Source organism: Microbacterium sp. SORGH_AS_0454 (genome assembly GCF_031453395.1).
Classification (GTDB): Bacteria; Actinomycetota; Actinomycetes; order Actinomycetales; family Microbacteriaceae; genus Microbacterium.
Genome location: NZ_JAVIYS010000001.1, coordinates 2307429 through 2328181, shown reverse-complemented (window position 1 = coordinate 2328181; position 20753 = coordinate 2307429). Strand labels below are relative to the sequence as shown.

General features: G+C 65.7%; 10 protein-coding genes and 3 rRNA genes. 3 read left to right on the top strand and 10 right to left on the bottom strand.

The features are described 5' to 3' along the window. Positions 1-17: 17 nt before the first annotated feature. The 4 genes from QE454_RS11005 to QE454_RS10990 form a co-directional block, all read right to left on the bottom strand. Positions 18-695, bottom strand: coding sequence for an O-methyltransferase (locus QE454_RS11005; RefSeq protein ID WP_210074227.1), 678 nt, complete (start codon positions 693-695; stop codon positions 18-20). A gap of 31 nt (positions 696-726) precedes the next feature. Further along, positions 727-1527: a cytochrome c oxidase assembly protein gene (locus QE454_RS11000; protein ID WP_307455449.1), complete on the bottom strand. Its 801-nt coding sequence runs from the start codon at positions 1525-1527 to the stop codon at positions 727-729. Between the two features lie 214 nt (positions 1528-1741). Beyond that, positions 1742-2542, bottom strand: coding sequence for an SGNH/GDSL hydrolase family protein (locus QE454_RS10995; RefSeq protein WP_373459386.1), 801 nt, complete (start codon positions 2540-2542; stop codon positions 1742-1744). Between the two features lie 110 nt (positions 2543-2652). Beyond that, positions 2653-4098, bottom strand: a complete 1446-nt coding sequence (locus tag QE454_RS10990; protein WP_309668637.1) for an MFS transporter — start codon at positions 4096-4098, stop codon at positions 2653-2655. A gap of 127 nt (positions 4099-4225) precedes the next feature. Here QE454_RS10990 and QE454_RS10985 point away from each other — a divergent pair, with 127 nt between their 5' ends. Continuing rightward, the gene (locus QE454_RS10985; RefSeq protein WP_210074220.1) at positions 4226-5083 is read left to right on the top strand and encodes a helix-turn-helix transcriptional regulator; all 858 of its coding nucleotides are present in this window, start codon (positions 4226-4228) and stop codon (positions 5081-5083) included. Between the two features lie 66 nt (positions 5084-5149). Here the strand turns inward: QE454_RS10985 and hisS are convergent, their stop codons facing one another. Both hisS and QE454_RS10975 read right to left on the bottom strand, forming a co-directional pair. Beyond that, on the bottom strand, positions 5150-6397 hold the full coding sequence (gene hisS, locus QE454_RS10980; protein WP_307461089.1) for a histidine--tRNA ligase: 1248 nt from the start codon (positions 6395-6397) through the stop codon (positions 5150-5152). Between the two features lie 137 nt (positions 6398-6534). Continuing rightward, complete coding sequence (locus QE454_RS10975) at positions 6535-7152, bottom strand: MazG family protein (protein ID WP_307461092.1); 618 nt, start codon at positions 7150-7152, stop codon at positions 6535-6537. A 387-nt stretch (positions 7153-7539) separates the two neighbouring features. Here QE454_RS10975 and QE454_RS10970 point away from each other — a divergent pair, with 387 nt between their 5' ends. Beyond that, positions 7540-10212, top strand: coding sequence for a phosphoenolpyruvate carboxylase (locus tag QE454_RS10970; protein WP_307455456.1), 2673 nt, complete (start codon positions 7540-7542; stop codon positions 10210-10212). Positions 10213-10609: 397 nt separating this feature from the next. Here the strand turns inward: QE454_RS10970 and rrf are convergent. From rrf to mfd, 4 genes are all read right to left on the bottom strand, one after another. Next, a 5S ribosomal RNA gene (gene rrf / locus QE454_RS10965) occupies positions 10610-10726 on the bottom strand. Between the two features lie 102 nt (positions 10727-10828). Further along, positions 10829-13938 (bottom strand): 23S ribosomal RNA (locus QE454_RS10960). 415 nt (positions 13939-14353) lie between these two features. Further along, a 16S ribosomal RNA gene (locus QE454_RS10955) occupies positions 14354-15875 on the bottom strand. Together the 16S, 23S and 5S rRNA genes form the textbook arrangement of a ribosomal RNA operon. 602 nt (positions 15876-16477) lie before the next feature. Beyond that, positions 16478-20065, bottom strand: coding sequence for a transcription-repair coupling factor (gene mfd, locus QE454_RS10950; RefSeq protein ID WP_307455458.1), 3588 nt, complete (start codon positions 20063-20065; stop codon positions 16478-16480). 83 nt (positions 20066-20148) lie between these two features. Between mfd and QE454_RS10945 the strand changes: the two genes are divergently transcribed. After that, complete coding sequence (locus QE454_RS10945; protein ID WP_307455460.1) at positions 20149-20634, top strand: hypothetical protein; 486 nt, start codon at positions 20149-20151, stop codon at positions 20632-20634. Positions 20635-20753: the final 119 nt, after the last annotated feature.

The following is a 20753-nucleotide window of genomic DNA, read 5'->3' as shown; positions in this document are numbered from 1 at the left end:
ACTCGTGAGCCGCTGTGTCAATCCGAGTCGGTGTCCGCCGGATCCACCACGATGGCGAGGGCGATCCCGTCCCACCCTTTGCGATCGAGGGTCTGCAGCGCCGTGGCGTCGAAGCGGGGATCGGAACCGAGCATGAGGATGCCGCGGCGAGCGCCCCGAACCTTGGCATCGACCGTGTCGGCGTCGGCGACGTCACCCCCGCGCACGACGTTGTCGAGCACGACGACCGTTCCCGACCGCCCGAGACGTGCGGCCCAGTCGAGGTACAGCTCGTTCGACTCCTTGTCGGCGTCGATGAAGACGAGGTCGAAGGGCTCCCGGCCCTGCAGCGTCGGCAGCACGTCGGCACCGCGACCCACGCGGACCTCGACCCGGTCCGCGACGCCGGTTCGTTCGAGGTTGCGCTGCGCGATCTCGGCGTTCGCCGGCTCGGCCTCGATCGTCACGACCCGCCCCTGCGCCCCCACCGCCCGCGCGAACCAGAGCGTGGAGTATCCGCCCAGCGTGCCGATCTCGAGCACGCGGCGTGCACCGGCGATGCGTGTGAGCAGATGCAGGAACTTCGCGTTCACGGGGGCGACCTCGATCGCCGGCAATCCCGCGTCGTGCTGGGCCGCCAGAACGGCCGCTCCCGCGGGGTCCGCCCCGACCAGGGTCTCGGTCAGGAAGGCGTCGACGTCTTCGGGGGTGGGCACTCCCCCAGCCTGACGGCGTGAGACGACTCGGTCAACGCTCTCCGCGCAGATGCGCGCGGGTCATCTCGTCGTATTCCTCGTCCGAGAGGTCGTCGAAGCCCTTCGCTTCCACACGGTCGCTGCGCATCCACCGGATCATGAGGATGACGAGGATCGGCACGTCGGCGAACTCGGCGATGAACCAGATCATGTCGCCCGCGAGGTGCTGGTCGTGCAGCAGTGACGGCCACCACGACACCGATTGCGCGGCATCCGGAATCAGATCCAGCACGTTGTCATTGAGCCGGAGGAGAAGCCCGGGGACGGAGTCGATGAGCAGCTCGACGAACGCGAGGAGGAACTCGATCGCGATGAACGTGCCCGTGTGGACGGCGCCGAGAGCCATCATCGGCAGCACCATCGCGAGCCCGACGAGGGGCACGACGATCCCGAGCGCCGCCTCCACGACGGGGTTCACGCGCAGGATGCCGGCGACCGGCGTCAAGAACAGGCAGAAAACCGCGGCGATCACGACCGTGGCGACCATGGCGTTGCCGAAGACCCGCGTCAGGCGCGAGGCGAGGAAGCGCTCCCGGAGGCGCGACGGGACGAGATCGAGCGGGCGCCCGGCGGCGATGCCGGCGGGGATCGCGAAGATGAGCAGGGCGACGCGCGTCGAGAACGCCCAGCGCAGTTCCGACGAGTAGACGCCGAGGAACCCGAGCTCGATCACCGCGTAGGGCAGCAATCCGAGAGCGAAGAAACCGACCGTGCGCAGCACCGGCCACGGCTGCCCGCGACGGCGAACGCGCCGAACCCCGAGGAGATAGGCCGAGGATGCGACGAAGAGCACGCCGAGCGTGATCGGATCGGCGCGCCAGGTGCTGAGGAAGACTTCGATGGGAGGCGTGGAAGAACGGTAGATCCGCGAGCTATGCGTCTGCCGGGGATCGGGGCGGGCCGAACTCCGGAGACTCCGACGCGCGCGGCGCCTCGACGGCCGGGCGCGCACGCGGGGGCCGCGCGTCCGATGCGCGACTCAGGAGTTCGGCACGCCCCCGGGCAGGTCAGCCGCGGCCGGCGTCCTCCGGCGCCCGGGCCTGCTCGAGTGCTGCCAGCACGGCGGGTAGCAGCGCCTCCGCGGTTCGGCGGTACCCGAGGGCGCTGGGGTGGAAGCGGTCGACGCTGAACATCTCGTCGGGGCGCTCCGCGAACACCGGCCCCACGGCGCGCGCGAGCCCGACCACCCGGCCGCCCGCACGGTGAACGGCGGTCGCCTGGGCCGCGGCCAGCTGCCGAGACGACCGGGCGGCGAGCGCGCGCAGCGGCTGCGGGATCGCGCGCAGGGTGCCGAGGTCGGGGCACGTGCCGACCACGACGGGCACGCCGCGGGCGCGCAGGTCGCGTACGACGTGTTCGAGCTGTCCCGCCGAACGGGATGCCGGGATCCGATGCGTCACGTCGTTGCCGCCCACGACGATGACGGCGGCATCCGGCCGATACTCCGGCGGGAGCGAGGCCACCTGTGCCGCGAGGGCCGAGGTCTCCGATCCGACCACCGCGACGGTGCGAAGACGCACCGGTCGCCCTGCCTCTCGAGCGATGCCCTTGGCGAGCCGCGCCCCGAGCGTGTCGCGCCGGTGGCCAGCGCCGAGCCCCGCGGCGATCGAGTCACCGAGCACGAGCAGCTCGACCGGCTCACCCGGGTGCTTCTTCCGTCGCCACACCCGGTCGGCATCGAGCGCCTGTTCGCCGAGGGGCTTGCCGATCCGGCGACGGGCGATCGCTGCCTGTCGGGTGATGAGGGTGCGCAACCCCACCGCCCCCGCTCCGGCGAGTGCCACCACGGACGCCGCGGTCAGGGTCACCGGTCGACGCGCGCGCATCCTCCGATGACACCCGCCCGCGGTGAACGCCGGGTGGCCGGGCCATGACGCTCGGACGACGGCGGCCTCCCGACCGGAACGATGCCGTCGAGCTAGAGCGACGCGCGGCGCCCCCGCGCGCGCAGCGCCATGGCGAGAACGAGCACCGCCACGGCGAGGACGATGTCGAGGGCGAGTCCCGCGAGCAGCTCCGTTCGGCCCCCGACACCGGTGAGGGTGACGACACCGCCGATGACGATGACGCCGAACGACAGGGCGAGCTGCTGGGCGGTGCTGAACATGCCGCCCGACAGGCCGGCGGCCTCGACCGGAACCTCGCGGACCACGAGCTGGGTCAACGGCGAGAAGATGAGCGCCTGACCCGCTCCGAGCAGCACCAGAGCGGGCTGCAGCCACAGACCGATGTCGTTCCCCCACGCGAAGACGAGGGTCGCGGCCATCCCCGCGAGCGCGACGATCTGCACCGAGACGCCGAGGACGAGCGTCGAGTCACCGAGCCGAGCCTGGATGCGCGCGACGGCGAGTGAGACGCCCGCGAACACCACGGCGAAGGGCAGCAACGCCATCCCGGCCTCGAGCGAGCTCAGTCCCCCCGCTTCGACGGCTCGCGGGAAGACGTACAGCAGCGCCGAATACCCCGCGAAGAAGAGACCCGCGGCGAGGAGGCCCAGCTGCAGGGGACGCAGCCTCAGCACGCTCGGCGGCAGCAGCGGCACCCGTCCGGATCGCTCGATCGCGTTCTGGTGCTTCCACATCGCCACCAGGGACACGGCCGCGATCACCAGGGCCACCGCCACCGGCCACGACCAGTTCCAGACCGGCCCGAAGGTCAGGGCGACGGAGGCGGCGAGGATGCCGAGTCCCAGCGCCGCCGTGCCGACCAGGTCGATCGCGACGACCTCGTGCGCGCGAGAGCGCGGCGCCAGGGGGGCAAGGGCGATCGCGGCGACGGCGATAAGGGCGACGACCACGAACACGGCACGCCACCCCTCGACCAGACCGAACGAGAGCGCCGCCAGGGCACCGCCCGCGACCTGACCGACGGCTGCGCCGATCCCTCCGCTCGCCCCGAACGCGGCGATCGCGCGCGTGCGGGCGGCGCCCTGCGAGGTCGCCTGGATCGTCGCGAGCACCTGCGGCGTGCACAGCGCTGCGCCGACACCCTGCACCACCCGGGCGGCGATCAGCGTCTCGATGGAGGGCGCGAGAGCGCATGCGACCGCGGAGACGAGGAACAGAGCCATCCCCACCACGAACAGCCGGTGCCGACCGAAGCGGTCACCGAGCCTCCCGCCCAGGATGAGCAGGACGGCGAAGGGGATGCCGTATCCCGCGATCACGAGCTCGAGGGCGACATCCCCGGCCCCGAACCGCTCGCGCAGGGTCGGCAGGATCACCGTCACCGCATTGAAGGCGAATGTCCCCACGCCGGGGCCGAGCAGGAAGCCGAGATAACGCCAGGTGGGCACCTCGACGACCGTTCCCGGGCGGATCGGCACGGGCGCGGTCCCCGAGGCGGGGTGTGCGGAAGTCGTCATGGTGCCAGCATGGAGACCGATCCATCCTGGTACCAGGAGTGCGCTCATCCTGGTACTGCCACCACTCCCCTGCGGCGGGCGGGAGGTCGCACGCCCGTCCTATGATCGCCGGAGAGGGAGGGATGCCGTGACTCGATCCGACGATGTCCGCGCCGAATTCGCGGGGTTCCTGCGCAGTCGGCGAGCGCGCCTGCGTCCCGCCGACGTCGGGCTGCCCGAGGGAACACGGCGCCGCGTCGCGGGCCTTCGCCGCGAAGAGGTCGCCCAACTCGCCGGAGTCGGCCTCACCTGGTACACCTGGCTCGAACAGGGTCGCCCGATCGCGGCGTCCGCCCAGGTCGTCGCAGCCATCGCCCGCGCGCTCCGCCTGAGCGACGACGAGCGCGACCACCTGTTCGCCCTCGCCGACCTCCCCGTGCCAGACCGCGAGGCGCGGCACTGCGTCGGTGCGACCCACCTCGACCTGCTCGAGAAGCTCCTGCCCTACCCCGCGGCCGTGCAAACCGCGCGTTTCGACATCCGCGCATACAACCGCGCCTATCGGTACCTCTTCGACGACCTCGACGACATGCCGGCCGAGCGACGCAATTGCGCCGTGCTGCTCTTCACCGACTCCGAGTGGCAGCGCTCGCACGTCGACCTCGACCACGCTCAGCGGCGGATCGCGGCGCGGCTCCGCGCCGCCTACGGCCGCCACCACGAAGAGCCCTCGTGGCAGCGCTTCATCGCCGAGCTCGAAGAGGAGTCCCCGCGCTTCGCCGAGCTCTGGCGTCTGGGCGACGTCGGGGGCGAGCGCAATGCCAACAAGCACCTCCTGCATGCCCGCGTCGGCGAACTGCACCTGGAGATGTCGAGCCTGTGGATCGACGACGGACTCGGCTCTCGCGTCGTGTGGTTCTCCCCGCGGGACGCCGAGACCGCGGCGCGCCTGGAACGCCTTGCCGCCGAGAGCCCGACGGAGGCGTTGATCAGCGCGGTGGCCTGACGCCGGCCCGCGAGACCCGGAGCGCTCAGCGGCGTCGGGGTCCCGGCATCCTTCGACCTCCCGCTCTCACGAGAGCGGCTTGATCTCCAGCGTCTCGGACGTCGTATCGACGTTCACGGTCGCGAACGACGCGTAGCCGTCGGCGGTGGAGCGCTCGAGCAGGGCCTTCATGTTCTTCGGCCGCTGCTCGACGCGTACGCGCGCTCCCCCGCCGATCAGGGCCGTCTTGAGCGACAGCAGTCGGGCGATCGGTACATCGCGGTCGTGCACGAGGACCACGGAGCGCTCGCCTTCGCTGCCGGTCTCGGGCAGCAGGTCGACGATGCGCTCGAAGCCGATCGAGAAGCCGACAGCCGGCACCTGCTGGCCGAGGAAGCGGCCGATCATGCCGTCGTAGCGTCCACCGCCGCCCAGCGAGTAGTCGACGCTCGGGTGGGCGAGCTCGAAGATCGTGCCGGTGTAGTAGCCCATGCCCCGCACCAGGAACGGGTCGAAGACGAGCGGCACCTCTCCACCGCGTGCTGCGGCGACGGTGTCGCCGAGGTCGACGAGGTGAGCGACGATCTCGTCGGGGATGCCGTCGGGCAACGTGGCGCGGATGCCTGCCTCATCGAACGACGGGGCCGACGCGGGACGGTCGAGGTACGCCGCGAAGGCGTCCACGGCGGACGCGTTCACGCCGCGTCCGCGGAGCTCGGCGACGACTCCCGAGGGACCCACCTTGTCGAGCTTGTCGATCGTGATGAGAACACCCGGTCGCTGGTCCGGCGCGAAGCCGAACACGTCCAGCATCGCGTCGAGAGCGCGACGATCGTTGACGCGGATCGATCCGCCCACGAGCCCGAGCGCGTCGAGCACGTCGAGGCTCGCGATCATGAGCTCGGCTTCGGCCCGCGCCGACGCGTCGCCGATGATGTCGATGTCGCACTGCATGAACTGGCGGTAGCGCCCCTTCTGGGGCCGCTCGGCGCGCCACACCGGTGCGATCTGCACCGACCGGAACACCGTCGGCAGCTGCGCGCGGTGGGTTGCGTAGAAACGGGCGAGCGGGACCGTGAGGTCGTAGCGCAAGCCGAGATCGGCGAGCGCCGCTTGGTCATCGGCGGCGGCGCGGATGCCGTCGGCATCCATCCCCCGCTTGAGGATGCTGAACGAGAGCTTCTCGTTGTCGCCGCCGAGGCCGGCGTGAAGGCGATCGTAATCCTCCATGACCGGGGTCTCGATCTCGTCGAAACCGTGCGCGCGGTAACGCTCGCGGATGACGGCGAGCACGCGCTCGCGGCGGGCCTTGTCGGCGGGGAGGAAGTCGCGCATGCCGCGCGGCGGGTTCACGGATGCCACGAGTCCATTGTTCCAGGGTCGGGGCGATGCTCCGCGCGGCCCTGTTCCGCGACGGCGCGGCCGGGGGTGGCCGAGACGCAGGCGACAGCCACTCACCGCCCGCGAATCACTTACCCCGACGCGGCCTCGCCGCGTCCCTCGGCCGCGCGCACCTCGGAGCGCAGTGTCCGCAGACGCTCCCGCAGCGCGCGTTCGGCGTCCCAGCCCCGGGCGCGAGCAAGCTGCACGAGAGTCAACAGAGCGTCGCCCAATTCGGCCTCGCTCACGGGGTCCGCCAGACGATGCGGCGGCGCCTGCGCCCCCACCTGCGCCGCCTTCCCCACCAGCTTCTGCGCCAGGGCCAGGGCGGGCATGTGGTCGCTGACCCCGTCGAGCACACTGGTGCGTGTGCTCTTCTCGGCCGCCTTGGCCGCGTTCCAGTGCACCAGGACTTCCTCGGGTGTGGATGCCACGGCATCCGCGAACACGTGCGGATGCCGCCGCACCATCTTCTCGGTGAGTCCCCGAGCCACGTCGTCGATGTCGAAGGGGTCGCTCGCGTGTCCCGCGGCGATCTCCGCGTGGAACAGCACCTGCCACAACAGGTCGCCGAGTTCCTCGCGCAGGTCGGCGCGCGTGCCGGACTCCACCGCGTCGATGACCTCCGCGCTCTCCTCGACCAGGTACGGCACGAGGTCGCGGTGGTCGATCGTCTGGGTCCAGGCGCAGCGTTCGCGCACCGCGCGCATGGTCTCGGCTGCCTCCCGCAGGGCGTCGTCGCTCACGGTTCCTCCCTCCGCGGGCCGGACGGCACCGCTCGCCACGAGTATCCCCCGGGGACACACACGGGGCCGACCCCCGGCATCTGCCATGCGGTCATCTGTTCCGCCCGCTTCTCGCCGAGCGAACGCCCCCGGCCGTCGAGGCGCGACCCGTCGCCCGGACGCGCTTCCTCCCCGTACCGCCCCTCGGTGCGTCGCCGAAGCCGGAGATTTCCGGATGCCACGCCCCCGTCGCCTCGATTGCTGCGGTCTTGACGCCTCGCGACCGGAGAAACTCCGGAGTTCGGCGCGCGAAACCGACGCATGCCGTTACACGTGAATCGGTGCACGCTCGACGCCGATAATCTGGGGCGTGTGCGTGAACTGACCCCGACCGAGGCCATCGACCTCGTGGGCCGCTTCGAAGCGGGCCAGGAGCTCCCCGAGCAGATGCGCGCCGACGTGCGCCTGCTCGGATCGCTCCTCGGCCGCGTCCTTCAGGAGAGCGGCTCCCCCGGACTATACGACGACGTCGAGCGCCTGCGCTCGGCGACGATCCAGGCCTACACCGACGAGACGCCCGAGGCGTTCGAACGCGCCGCCGCGATCGCCGACGGCTTCTCGATCGAGCGAGCCGACGAAGTGGCGCGGGCGTTCACCGCCTACTTCCACCTCGTCAACCTCGTCGAAGAGCACCAGCGCGTACGCGTGCTGAGAGAGCGCGGCGATCAACCGTCGCGCAGCGGCGTTCCCGACACCATCGCGAGCGCCTTCGAGCGTCTCGCGACCGAGGTCGGCGAAGAGACCGCGCTCGCGCGTCTCCAGGCTCTCCGCTTCCACCCGGTCTTCACCGCCCACCCCACCGAGGCCCGCCGTCGCGCCATCTCGACCAGCATCCGGCGCCTCTCGGAGCTGCTCTCGGAGCACGACGACGCCTCCGAGGGAGGAACCGAGAGCCGTCGCACGGAACGCCGGATGCTCGAAGAGATCGACACGCTGTGGCGCACCGCTCCTCTGCGGCGCGAGAAGCCCTCGCCCGTCGACGAGGTCCGCTCGGTCATGTCGGTCTTCGACGAGACGCTGTACACCGCCGTGCCCCGTGTGTACCGCCGCATCGACGACATCCTGCAGGGCGAGAACGCCGGATCCCGCGCCCCGATCGTGAAGCCGTTCGTGCGCGTCGGCTCATGGGTCGGCGGCGACCGCGACGGCAACCCCTTCGTCACGGCATCCGTCACCCGCAAAGCCGCGGCGATCGCGAGCGAGCACGTCCTGCTCGGCCTCGAACGCACCACTCAGCGCGTGGGCCGAGGTCTGACGCTGGATGCCGAGAGCACCCCGCCCAGCGATGCTCTGATCGCTCTCTGGCACCGTCTACGCGCCGCCGACGAGGACGCCGCGGCCGAGATCGCCGAGCGCTCGCCCGACGAGCCGCACCGCCGGATCCTGCTGCTGCTCGCACGCAAGATCGCCGCGACGCGCACGCGCAACGCCGACCTGGCCTACCGCGACCCCGAGCACCTGCTCACGGACCTGCGCCTGGTGCAGGACTCGTTGGTCGCCGCTGGCGCCGCCCGTCAGGCGTACGGGTCCCTCCAGCGTCTCGTCTGGCAGGTCGAGACGTACGGCTTCCACCTCACCGAACTCGAGGTGCGCCAGCACTCCGCCGTGCACCGTAAGGTGCTCCAGGAACTCCGATCCGGCGGCGCGCGGAGCGAGCAGACCGACGAGGTGCTCGAGGTCTTCCGCTCGATCGCATACGTCCAGGAACGATTCGGCCCCCGTGCCGCCGGTCGCTACATCGTCTCGTTCACCCAGTCGGCCGAAGACCTGGCGAATGTGCACGAGCTGGCCACCTACGCGGTGGGCCCCGGCGAAGCCCTCCCCGTTCTCGACGTGATCCCGCTGTTCGAGACGTTCGCCGACCTGCAGGCGGCCCCCGGCATCCTTGCCGAGATCGTTTCGCACCCCTCGTTCGTCAGCCGACTGGATGCCACCGGCAGACGCCTCGAGGTCATGCTGGGGTACTCCGACTCCTCGAAGGACGTCGGCCCCGTCGCAGCCAACCTCGCTCTGTACGAGGCGCAGGCCGAGATCTCCACATGGGCTGAGGCGGAGGGCATCGAATTGACGCTCTTCCACGGTCGCGGTGGTGCTCTCGGCCGTGGCGGCGGACCGGCGAACTCCGCCATCCTCGCGCAACCCCCGCACTCCGTCGACGGCCGGTTCAAGCTCACCGAGCAGGGCGAGGTCATCTTCGCCCGTTACGGCGACGCCGATATCGCGATGCGTCACATCGACCAGGTGGCGGCTGCCGTGCTGACGGCATCCTCCCCCTCCATCGAACGACGCAATCGCGGCGCCGCAGAAGCGTTCGCAGATGTGGCGAGCACGATGGACGTCGCCTCACGCGAGCGTTTCTTCGCCCTGGTGAAGGCGCCCGGCTTCGCGCCGTGGTTCGCCACCGTCACGCCGATGGAAGAGCTCGGACATCTCGCCCTCGGATCCCGCCCCGCCCGCCGCGGTCTGTCGGTTGAGTCCCTCGAGGACCTCCGCGCCATCCCGTGGGTGTTCTCGTGGACGCAGGCGCGCATCAACCTCGCCGGCTGGTTCGGTCTCGGCACCGCGCTCCAGGCCGTCGGCGACGAAGAACGTCTCCGTGACGCGTACGAGCAGTGGCCGTTGTTCCGCACGATGATCGACAACGTGGCGATGAGCCTCGCGAAGGCCGACGAGCGCATCGCGCGCCGTTACCTCGCTCTCGGCGATCGAGACGATCTCGCTCAGCTCGTCATGGACGAGATGCTTCTGACGCGGTCGTGGGTCGAGCGCATCACCGGCGGCGATCTGCTGAGCAATAAGCCGATCCTCCAGCGCGCGGTGAAGATGCGCAGCCCCTACGTCGACGCTCTCTCGCTGCTTCAGCTGCGAGCTCTGCGCGCCCTCCGCGACGCGGACGCCGAGAACCCGACTCCGGATGCGGAACATCAGCGCCTCCTGCTCCTCTCGGTGAGCGGAGTCGCGGCCGGTCTGCAGAACACCGGCTGAGACACGATCCCTCGCAGAACGCGCCGGCTCCCCTCGCGGGAGCCGGCGCGTTCTGCGTTGACGAGGCAATACCTCGAGGTGCTCCACCGCTCCGAACGCGTCGGCGAACCATGGCGCGAACGACCGTGCATGTGGCTCGATCGAACGCACCTGCGGCGCGGAGCATCAGTAAAGACTGCCTACGAGAGGAGGGCCGAGGCATCGGCCAGCCCCGTCACCGTGGATGGCACGCAACCACAGGTAGCGAGCATACGGCAGGCCCCACACGGTGGGTGTGGGGGGTGCGTTGGTGGGTGCTTCCGTACGGAAGGACGCGCCGACGCGGTGCCGCACCCGAAAGTGCCCGTAAATGCGAAATGACCACCCAACGTTGGGTGGCCATTTCGACTGAAAAGAAGTCCGGCGGTGTCCTACTCTCCCACAGGGTCCCCCCTGCAGTACCATCGGCGCTGAGAGGCTTAGCTTCCGGGTTCGGAATGTAACCGGGCGTTTCCCTCTCGCTATGGCCGCCGAAACACTATTGATGTTTCACAAACCAACAACGACATGATCATTGTTGAGTTCCCGACCGTACATCGAGAACCACTCAGTGGACGCAAGCACCAAAAACAGGTGTGTTATCAAGTCATCGGCTTATTAGTACCGGTCAGCTTCACGTATTACTACGCTTCCACATCCGGCCTATCAACCCAGTAGTCTGGCTGGGAGCCTCTCACCATAAAGGTATGGAAGTCTCATCTTGAGGCCGGCTTCCCGCTTAGATGCTTTCAGCGGTTATCCATCCCGAACGTAGCTAATCAGCGGTGCTCCTGGCGGAACAACTGACACACCAGAGGTTCGTCCAACCCGGTCCTCTCGTACTAGGGTCAGATCCTCTCAAACTTCCTACGCGCGCAGCGGATAGGGACCGAACTGTCTCACGACGTTCTAAACCCAGCTCGCGTACCGCTTTAATGGGCGAACAGCCCAACCCTTGGGACCTACTCCAGCCCCAGGATGCGACGAGCCGACATCGAGGTGCCAAACCATGCCGTCGATATGGACTCTTGGGCAAGATCAGCCTGTTATCCCCGAGGTACCTTTTATCCGTTGAGCGACAGCGCTTCCACAAGCCACTGCCGGATCACTAGTCCCGACTTTCGTCCCTGCTCGACCTGTCAGTCTCACAGTCAAGCTCCCTTGTGCACTTACACTCGCCACCTGATTGCCAACCAGGTTGAGGGAACCTTTGGGCGCCTCCGTTACATTTTGGGAGGCAACCGCCCCAGTTAAACTACCCACCAGGCACTGTCCCTGAACCGGATCACGGTCCTAAGTTAGATATCCAGAGTGACCAGAGTGGTATTTCAACAATGACTCCACACTCACTGGCGTGAATGCTTCACCGTCTCCCACCTATCCTACACAAGCCACACCGAACACCAATACCAAGCTGTAGTAAAGGTCACGGGGTCTTTCCGTCCTGCTGCGCGTAACGAGCATCTTTACTCGTAATGCAATTTCGCCGAGTTCGCGGTTGAGACAGTTGGGAAGTCGTTACGCCATTCGTGCAGGTCGGAACTTACCCGACAAGGAATTTCGCTACCTTAGGATGGTTATAGTTACCACCGCCGTTTACTGGGGCTTAAATTCTCAGCTTCGCCTTACGGCTAACCGGTCCTCTTAACCTTCCAGCACCGGGCAGGCGTCAGTCCGTATACATCGTCTTGCGACTTGGCACGGACCTGTGTTTTTAGTAAACAGTCGCTACCCACTAGTCTCTGCGGCCACCACACCCTTTCGGAGCAAGTCCTAATAAGTGGATGGCCCCCCTTCTCCCGAAGTTACGGGGGCATTTTGCCGAGTTCCTTAACCACGATTCTCTCGATCTCCTTGGTATTCTCTACCTGACCACCTGAGTCGGTTTGGGGTACGGGCGGCTAGAACCTCGCGTCGATGCTTTTCTTGGCAGCATAGGATCACCCACTTTTTATCCGCATCGTGTCTCAGCCTCATGACTCCCGGATTTGCCTAAGAGTCGGCCTACGCACTTGCACCAGGACTACCATCGCCTGGCTTGGGCTACCTTCCTGCGTCACACCTGTTAATACGCTAGCCGCACCAGCATGGGGTCGAGCGTTCACACACACCCGCCTCACCCCGAAGGGATCCGCTAAAGCGTGAGCTAGGACTCTTAGCACCACTGGATTGACTGGGGCGGTTCTTCGCCGGTACGGGAATATCAACCCGTTGTCCATCGACTACGCCTGTCGGCCTCGCCTTAGGTCCCGACTTACCCAGGGAAGATTAGCTTGACCCTGGAACCCTTGGTCTTTCGGAGGACGTGTTTCTCACACGTCTTTCGCTACTCATGCCTGCATTCTCACTCGTGTAGCGTCCACGGCTGGGTCACCCCGCCGCTTCACTCGCCACACGACGCTCTCCTACCCATCAACACGGCTGGACCACGAAGGCCTACCAAAAATGTCAATGCCACAACTTCGGTGGCGTGCTTGAGCCCCGTTACATTGTCGGCGCGGAATCACTTGACCAGTGAGCTATTACGCACTCTTTCAAGGGTGGCTGCTTCTAAGCCAACCTCCTGGTTGTCAAAGCAACTCCACATCCTTTCCCACTTAGCACGCGCTTAGGGACCTTAGTTGGTGGTCTGGGTTGTTTCCCTCTCGACTATGAAGCTTATCCCCCACAGTCTCACTGCTGCGCTCTCACTTACCGGCATTCGGAGTTTGGCTGACGTCAGTAACCTTGTAGGGCCCATCGGCCATCCAGTAGCTCTACCTCCGGCAAGAAACACGCAACGCTGCACCTAAATGCATTTCGGAGAGAACCAGCTATCACGAAGTTTGATTGGCCTTTCACCCCTATCCACAGCTCATCCCCTCAGTTTTCAACCTAAGTGGGTTCGGTCCTCCACGACGTCTTACCGTCGCTTCAACCTGGCCATGGATAGATCACTTCGCTTCGGGTCTAGGACACGCGACTGAATCGCCCTATTCAGACTCGCTTTCGCTACGGCTACCCCACTCGGGTTAACCTCGCCACGTATCGCTAACTCGCAGGCTCATTCTTCAAAAGGCACGCTGTCACCCCTACTAAGGAGGCTCCAACGGTTTGTAAGCAAACGGTTTCAGGTACTATTTCACTCCCCTCCCGGGGTACTTTTCACCTTTCCCTCACGGTACTTGTCCGCTATCGGTCATCTGGGAGTATTTAGGCTTATCAGGTGGTCCTGACAGATTCACACGGGATTTCTCGGGCCCCGTGCTACTTGGGATACTTCTCACGCCAAGAACAGGCATTTCGACTACGGGGTTCGCACCCTCTATGACCGGCCATTCAAAACCGTTCGTCTATACCCTCTTGTCACGTCGATCATTCGGCAGAACAATCAGAAAAGTCCCGCAACCCCCAACATGCAACGCCTGCCGGCTATCACACACGCTAGGTTTAGCCTCTTCCGGTTTCGCTCGCCACTACTTACGGAATCGCTTTTGCTTTCTCTTCCTGTGGGTACTGAGATGTTTCACTTCCCCACGTTCCCTCTACCCGCCCTATATATTCAGGCGGGAGTCACCAGGTACGCACGCGCCCTGGCGGGGTTTCCCCATTCGGACATCCTCGGATCAAAACTCGCTTATCAGTTCCCCGAGGCTTATCGCAGATTGCTACGTCCTTCTTCGGCTCCAGATGCCAAGGCATCCACCGTTTGCTCTTAAAGACTTGAAATCACATGAGTTGAATCGTCAAAAAATTGACTAATGATCTTTAAGATCATCTTCACGACACAACCAAAAAGTCATGTCGAAGATGCTCGCGTCCACTGTGTAGTTCTCAAAGTACGGGCGGTACCCACCCCACACGCCACAACCGTGACAGCAGGGAAGGCCCACGAGGAACAGCCACCAACCACACCAGCCTTCCGACTAGCGCAACCAGCGCCCGGCCCCTCAGGACCCAACAGCGTGCATGTACCCACCCCACCAACCCGAACCGTTCCCACAGCAAGCTGCGTACTAGACCCGAACCATCGGCATGAGCACCCCATCAAATGTTCCACCCATGAGCTACCAGCAACACACATTCGGTGTTGAACTGGCGCCTGGACACTCGAACCGAAACCCGAGTGCCAGATGCTCCTTAGAAAGGAGGTGATCCAGCCGCACCTTCCGGTACGGCTACCTTGTTACGACTTAGTCCTAATTACCGATCCCACCTTCGACGGCTCCCTCCACAAGGGTTAGGCCACCGGCTTCAGGTGTTACCGACTTTCATGACTTGACGGGCGGTGTGTACAAGACCCGGGAACGTATTCACCGCAGCGTTGCTGATCTGCGATTACTAGCGACTCCGACTTCATGAGGTCGAGTTGCAGACCTCAATCCGAACTGGGACCGGCTTTTTGGGATTCGCTCCACCTCACGGTATTGCAGCCCTTTGTACCGGCCATTGTAGCATGCGTGAAGCCCAAGACATAAGGGGCATGATGATTTGACGTCATCCCCACCTTCCTCCGAGTTGACCCCGGCAGTATCCCATGAGTTCCCACCATTACGTGCTGGCAACATAGAACGAGGGTTGCGCTCGTTGCGGGACTTAACCCAACATCTCACGACACGAGCTGACGACAACCATGCACCACCTGTTTACGAGTGTCCAAAGAGTTGACCATTTCTGGCCCGTTCTCGTATATGTCAAGCCTTGGTAAGGTTCTTCGCGTTGCATCGAATTAATCCGCATGCTCCGCCGCTTGTGCGGGTCCCCGTCAATTCCTTTGAGTTTTAGCCTTGCGGCCGTACTCCCCAGGCGGGGAACTTAATGCGTTAGCTGCGTCACGGAAACCGTGGAATGGTCCCCACAACTAGTTCCCAACGTTTACGGGGTGGACTACCAGGGTATCTAAGCCTGTTTGCTCCCCACCCTTTCGCTCCTCAGCGTCAGTTACGGCCCAGAGATCTGCCTTCGCCATCGGTGTTCCTCCTGATATCTGCGCATTCCACCGCTACACCAGGAATTCCAATCTCCCCTACCGCACTCTAGTCTGCCCGTACCCACTGCAGGCCCGAGGTTGAGCCTCGGGATTTCACAGCAGACGCGACAAACCGCCTACGAGCTCTTTACGCCCAATAATTCCGGATAACGCTTGCGCCCTACGTATTACCGCGGCTGCTGGCACGTAGTTAGCCGGCGCTTTTTCTGCAGGTACCGTCACTTTCGCTTCTTCCCTGCTAAAAGAGGTTTACAACCCGAAGGCCGTCATCCCTCACGCGGCGTTGCTGCATCAGGCTTCCGCCCATTGTGCAATATTCCCCACTGCTGCCTCCCGTAGGAGTCTGGGCCGTGTCTCAGTCCCAGTGTGGCCGGTCACCCTCTCAGGCCGGCTACCCGTCGACGCCTTGGTGAGCCATTACCTCACCAACAAGCTGATAGGCCGCGAGCCCATCCCAGACCGAAAAATCTTTCCAAACACGACCATGCGATCACGTCTCATATCCAGTATTAGACGCCGTTTCCAGCGCTTATCCCAGAGTCCAGGGCAGGTTGCTCACGTGTTACTCACCCGTTCGCCACTGATCCACCAAGCAAGCTTGGCTTCACCGTTCGACTTGCATGTGTTAAGCACGCCGCCAGCGTTCATCCTGAGCCAGGATCAAACTCTCCGTAAAAAAGAAATGCATACAACCACCGGGAAAACGACAGTCATAGCGAGTTTGAAACTGACCAAAGAGAAAACATCAAAACTGACGAATTCATATGCCAACCCCCGGAAGGGCTGGTCTTTGATCCAAAGGAATTTCTCGCAATCCAACAAAAGTCAGACCGACGAGGAATAAATTGGCATTTGACAAGTGCACGCTGTTGAGTTCTCAAGGAACGGACGCACCCACAGAAACGATCTCCCGACCTACCCGTGAGGCAATTCACTACCTATTCGATCATTCAAACCTTAAGGTTCTCACCGTGGGACCCATCAAAGATCAACGTCGTGAGACCCGGTCGAAGACCAGAACCAAAACCATACACCGAAACGATGAGGTTCTGGACAGTCCGCCACTTGAGACGAAGCGGGGCCTTCCGGCCTCTCCGCTCTCCCCTGTGGGGCGAACAGGTAAAACACTACGTCGGGAGTTCGGATCGGTCGAATCGAGGCCTCCACCCGGGCGTGTCGCCGCCCCTGGACCCGAGGATGACACGCTCCTACGACGGAGCCCGGCCGACGAACAGTCGGCCGGGCTCCTGCCTCGATCATCCGCGAGGCGGGCGACGCTCAGGCGTTCGCGGTCTCCGCGTTCTCGTCTACCGGCAGCGGCCACAGCGCATCGAGCAACTGGCGCACCCACGCGATGAGGTTCGCGTCGTCGGCATCCTGCGGAAGCGGCACCACCATCGCATTTCCATTGGCGACAAGTTTCGCTTTGGGGTACAGCCGCTGCAGCCGCACGCGCATGGAATCGGGCAGGTCGGCCGGGGCGACGCGCAGATTGGACCCCATGGCGACGACATCGGCCAAGCCCGCCTGCGCCGCACGACGACGCAGGCGCGCGACCGCGATGAGTCCTTCGACCTCCGCAGGAGGCTCCCCATACCGGTCGCGGAGTTCGTCGACCACGAGGTCGATCGCGTCGGCCTTCGCGGTACCTGACGCCGCAGCCGACAGCTTCTGGTACGCCTCGAGACGCAGCCGCTCGCTGTCGATGTAGAACTCGGGCAGGCGTGCGTCCACGGGGAGCTCGAGCCGCAGCTCGGTGGGTCCGTCGACGTCCTCACCTCGGAACGTCGACACCGCTTCGCCGATCATCCGCAGATACAGGTCGAAGCCGACGCCGGCGATATGCCCGGCCTGCTCGGCACCGAGGAGATTGCCGGCACCGCGGAGCTCGAGGTCTTTCAGAGCCACTTGCATGCCGGAACCCAGGTCGTTGTTGACGGCGATGGTCTCGAGGCGGTCGGCCGCGGTCTCGGAGAGGGGCTTCATCTCGTCGTAGAGGAAGTAGGCGTAGGCGCGGTCACGACCGCGGCCCACTCGACCGCGGAGCTGATGCAGTTGAGAGAGCCCGTACTTGTCGGCGCGGTCGATGATGATCGTGTTGGCATTCGAGATGTCGAGGCCGGTCTCGATGATCGTGGTCGATACGAGCACGTCGGCACGACGTTCCCAGAAGTCATCGACGACCTGTTCGAGCGCGTGCTCCCCCATCTGCCCGTGGGCGACGACGATGCGCGCCTCGGGGACCAGTTCGGCGAGGTGCGCAGCGACCCGCTGAATCGAGGACACCCGGTTGTGCACGTAGAAGATCTGGCCCTCTCGCAGCAGTTCGCGCCGGATGGCCGCCGCGATCTGCTTGTCGTTGCGGGGTCCGACGTACGACAGAATCGGGTGCCGGTCCTCCGGCGGAGTCGCGAGCGTCGACATCTCACGAATACCGGTGACCGCCATCTCGAGCGTGCGCGGGATGGGTGTGGCGCTCATCGCGAGGATGTCGACGTTGGTCTTGAGCTTCTTCAGCTGGTCCTTGTGTTCGACGCCGAAGCGCTGCTCTTCATCGATGATCATGAGACCGAGGTCCTTGAAGATCACCTTCTCGGTGAGGATGCGGTGGGTCCCGATGACCATGTCGACGGTGCCGTCGGTGAGGCCGGCGAGGGTGGCCTTCACGTCTTTGTCGGTCTGGAAACGCGACAGCGGCCGCACGGTGACGGGGAACCCGGCGAAACGCTCGGCGAAGGTCTCGAGATGCTGCTTGACCAACAGCGTTGTCGGTACGAGCATGGCGACCTGCTTGCCGTCCTGAATGGCCTTGAAGGCCGCGCGGACCGCGACCTCGGTCTTCCCGAAACCGACATCGCCCGAGAGCAGACGATCCATGGGGATGGGTTTCTCCATGTCGGCTTTGATCTCGTCGATCGTCTGAAGCTGGTCGAGAGTCTCGGCGAAGGGGAATGCTTCTTCGAGCTCGCGCTGCCAGGGGGTGTCCGGACCGAAGGCGTAGCCCTTCGACGCCATGCGCGCCGAGTACAGCTTCACCAGCTCGACCGCGATGTCGCGAACGGCCTTGCGGGCGCGCCCCTTGGCGGCGGCCCAATCGCTGCCGCCCATCTTCGACAGAGTGGGCGCCTCGCCGCCGACGTACTTCGACAGCAGATCGAGCTGATCGGTGGGGACGAACAGCTTGTCGCCCGGGTAGCCGCGCTTGGCCGGCGCGTACTCGAGGACGAGGTACTCCTTCGTCGTCTTGACGGCGTTGCGCCCGCCGCTGGACACCTCGCGCTGCGTCAGCTCGAGGAACTTGCCGATGCCGTGGGTGGCGTGCACGACGACGTCGCCGGGCTTGAGCTGCAGAGGGTCGACGACGTTGCGACGGCGGGAAGCGAGCTTCTTCACGCCGCGGTTGTCGCCGCTGACCGAGCGACCGTAGAACTCGGTTTCCGTGATGACCGCGAATTTCGCCTCGGGGAGCTGGAATCCGCGTTCGAGAGGAGCGCACACCACGTGAGCGACACCCGTCTCAGGCGCCAGACGCACGTCGTCGACACGACGCGCCGCGATTCCGCGCTCCGAGAGCACGTCGCGGGCGCGATCGACCATTCCCGGACCGGATGCGGTGACGACGACCGACCATCCGTCGCTGATCAGCGTGCCGACGTGAGCGGTCGCGCCCTCGACATTGCCATGGAAGGAGGGAACGGGATCGGCCTTGATGCGGTGGGTCGAGTCGTCTCGGACGATGAGCCCCTCGTCCTCGGCATCGGCCGCTCCCGAGTCGAAGGCGCTGAGCTGCCACCAGACACCGCCGCGCCCGCTCGCTTTCTCGTGCAGGTCATCGAGGGTGACGAAATCGCCGGAGCCGAGGTCGACCGGGGTGTCCGCGCCAGCCGTAGCCGCCGACCAGGCAGCCTCGAGGAATTCGCGGTTGGTGTCACCGAGCGTCGTCGCGCGGGCGAGCGAACGCTCGGGGTCGACGAGCGCCACCGCACTGCCGCCGGGGAGGTAGTCGACAAGGGTGATGAGGTCGTCGACCAGCACCGGGATGAGCGACTCCATCCCCTCAGCGGGAATGCCCTCGGCCATCTTCTCGAGCAGTTGACGCAGGCCCGGGTAGCCGTCGCGGAGCTCGGCGGCCCGGGCACGCACCTCGGTCGTGAGCAGCAGCTCGCGGCTGGGAACAAGGATCACAGAGGTGACCTCGCCGGGGAGCGAACGCTGGTCGGCGACGGAGAAGGCGCGGATCTGGTCGACCTCGTCGCCGAAGAACTCGACGCGGTAGGGATGATCGGCCACGGGCGGGAACACGTCGAGGATGCCGCCGCGTACCGCGAACTCGCCGCGGCGCGACACCATATCGACGCGGTGGTACGCGAGCTCGACGAGCCGTGTGATGACGCCCTCGAGTTCGAGTCCACGCCCGCCGACGACGAGCTCGATCGGCTCGACATCGCCGAGCCCGGGAGCCAGCGGCTGGAGAGCACTGCGTACCGATGCGGTCACGACAAGGGGGGCGGTACCGTCCCACGCGGCGATCCGGCGCAGGACGTCGAGGCGTCGGCCGACCGTCTCGGGGCTCGGGCTGAGCCGCTCGTGCGGCAGCGTCTCCCACGCCGGGAAGTGCAGAACCTGTGCGCCGGGGAAGACGGCATCCAGAGCCGGACCGAGAGACTCGGCTCGTCGACCGGTCGGGGCGATCACCAACACGGCACCGGGGCCACCCGCCGAGCGGCGCCGTTCGACGAGGCCGGCGATGACCGGGGCGTCGAGGCCATCGACGAGGGAGAGAGACAGGTCGGAGGAAGCAGCCGAAGCGGCTTCACGATACGACTCAGCCTGCTCGAGGGCGCGAACGATCCCGGGAACTGTCACTCGGAAGAGTTTACGCGGGGGCTCCGACATCGGGACGGGGTGGAACAACACGGCGGGCAATCCGTGTCTCGTAGGCTGGCCGCATGACGTCGCCGAGCGCTCCGAACGGTCCGGTCTTCGCCGCCCCCCACGCGGCGCCGCCGGTCGGGACGCTGCTCACTCCCCCGGAGCCGACGCGCCGCGGTCGACCCCTGGGAACCTGGGCGCTCGCGCTCTCGGTCGTCGCGGCGGTGTTGGCATCCGCCGTCGGAGGATTCGCGGCGTTCCGATCGGCGCGCGGGGCAGCCCCCGCGCTGGGCACCATGTCGTCGAACGGCTTCGACTGGCGCGTCCTCTCCCCCGTCCGCGATCTGGTGCTGGTGGGCGAGGTCGCTTTCTGGTCGGGAACCGTGATCGGTCTCACGGCGCTCGTGCTCGGTATCGTCGCCATCGTGCGGCGGTCCGGGCGGGGCGCCGGAATCGCCGGGCTCGTCATCGCGGTTCTGGGACCCGCGATCTTCGGCGGGCTCACGCTCATCGCCATCGTGGCAGGGCTGGCGAGCGTCCCCTCCGGCGGTTCGTCGGTCTGATCCCCGGGCGGACTGCTCCTCGCCCCAGTGGGCGACATCGCGCCGAATCGGCGACCGTCCACCCCCGCGATCCCCCGCCAGTCGGTTCCTAGACTTCGGGACAGGGCCTGTTCGCCCAT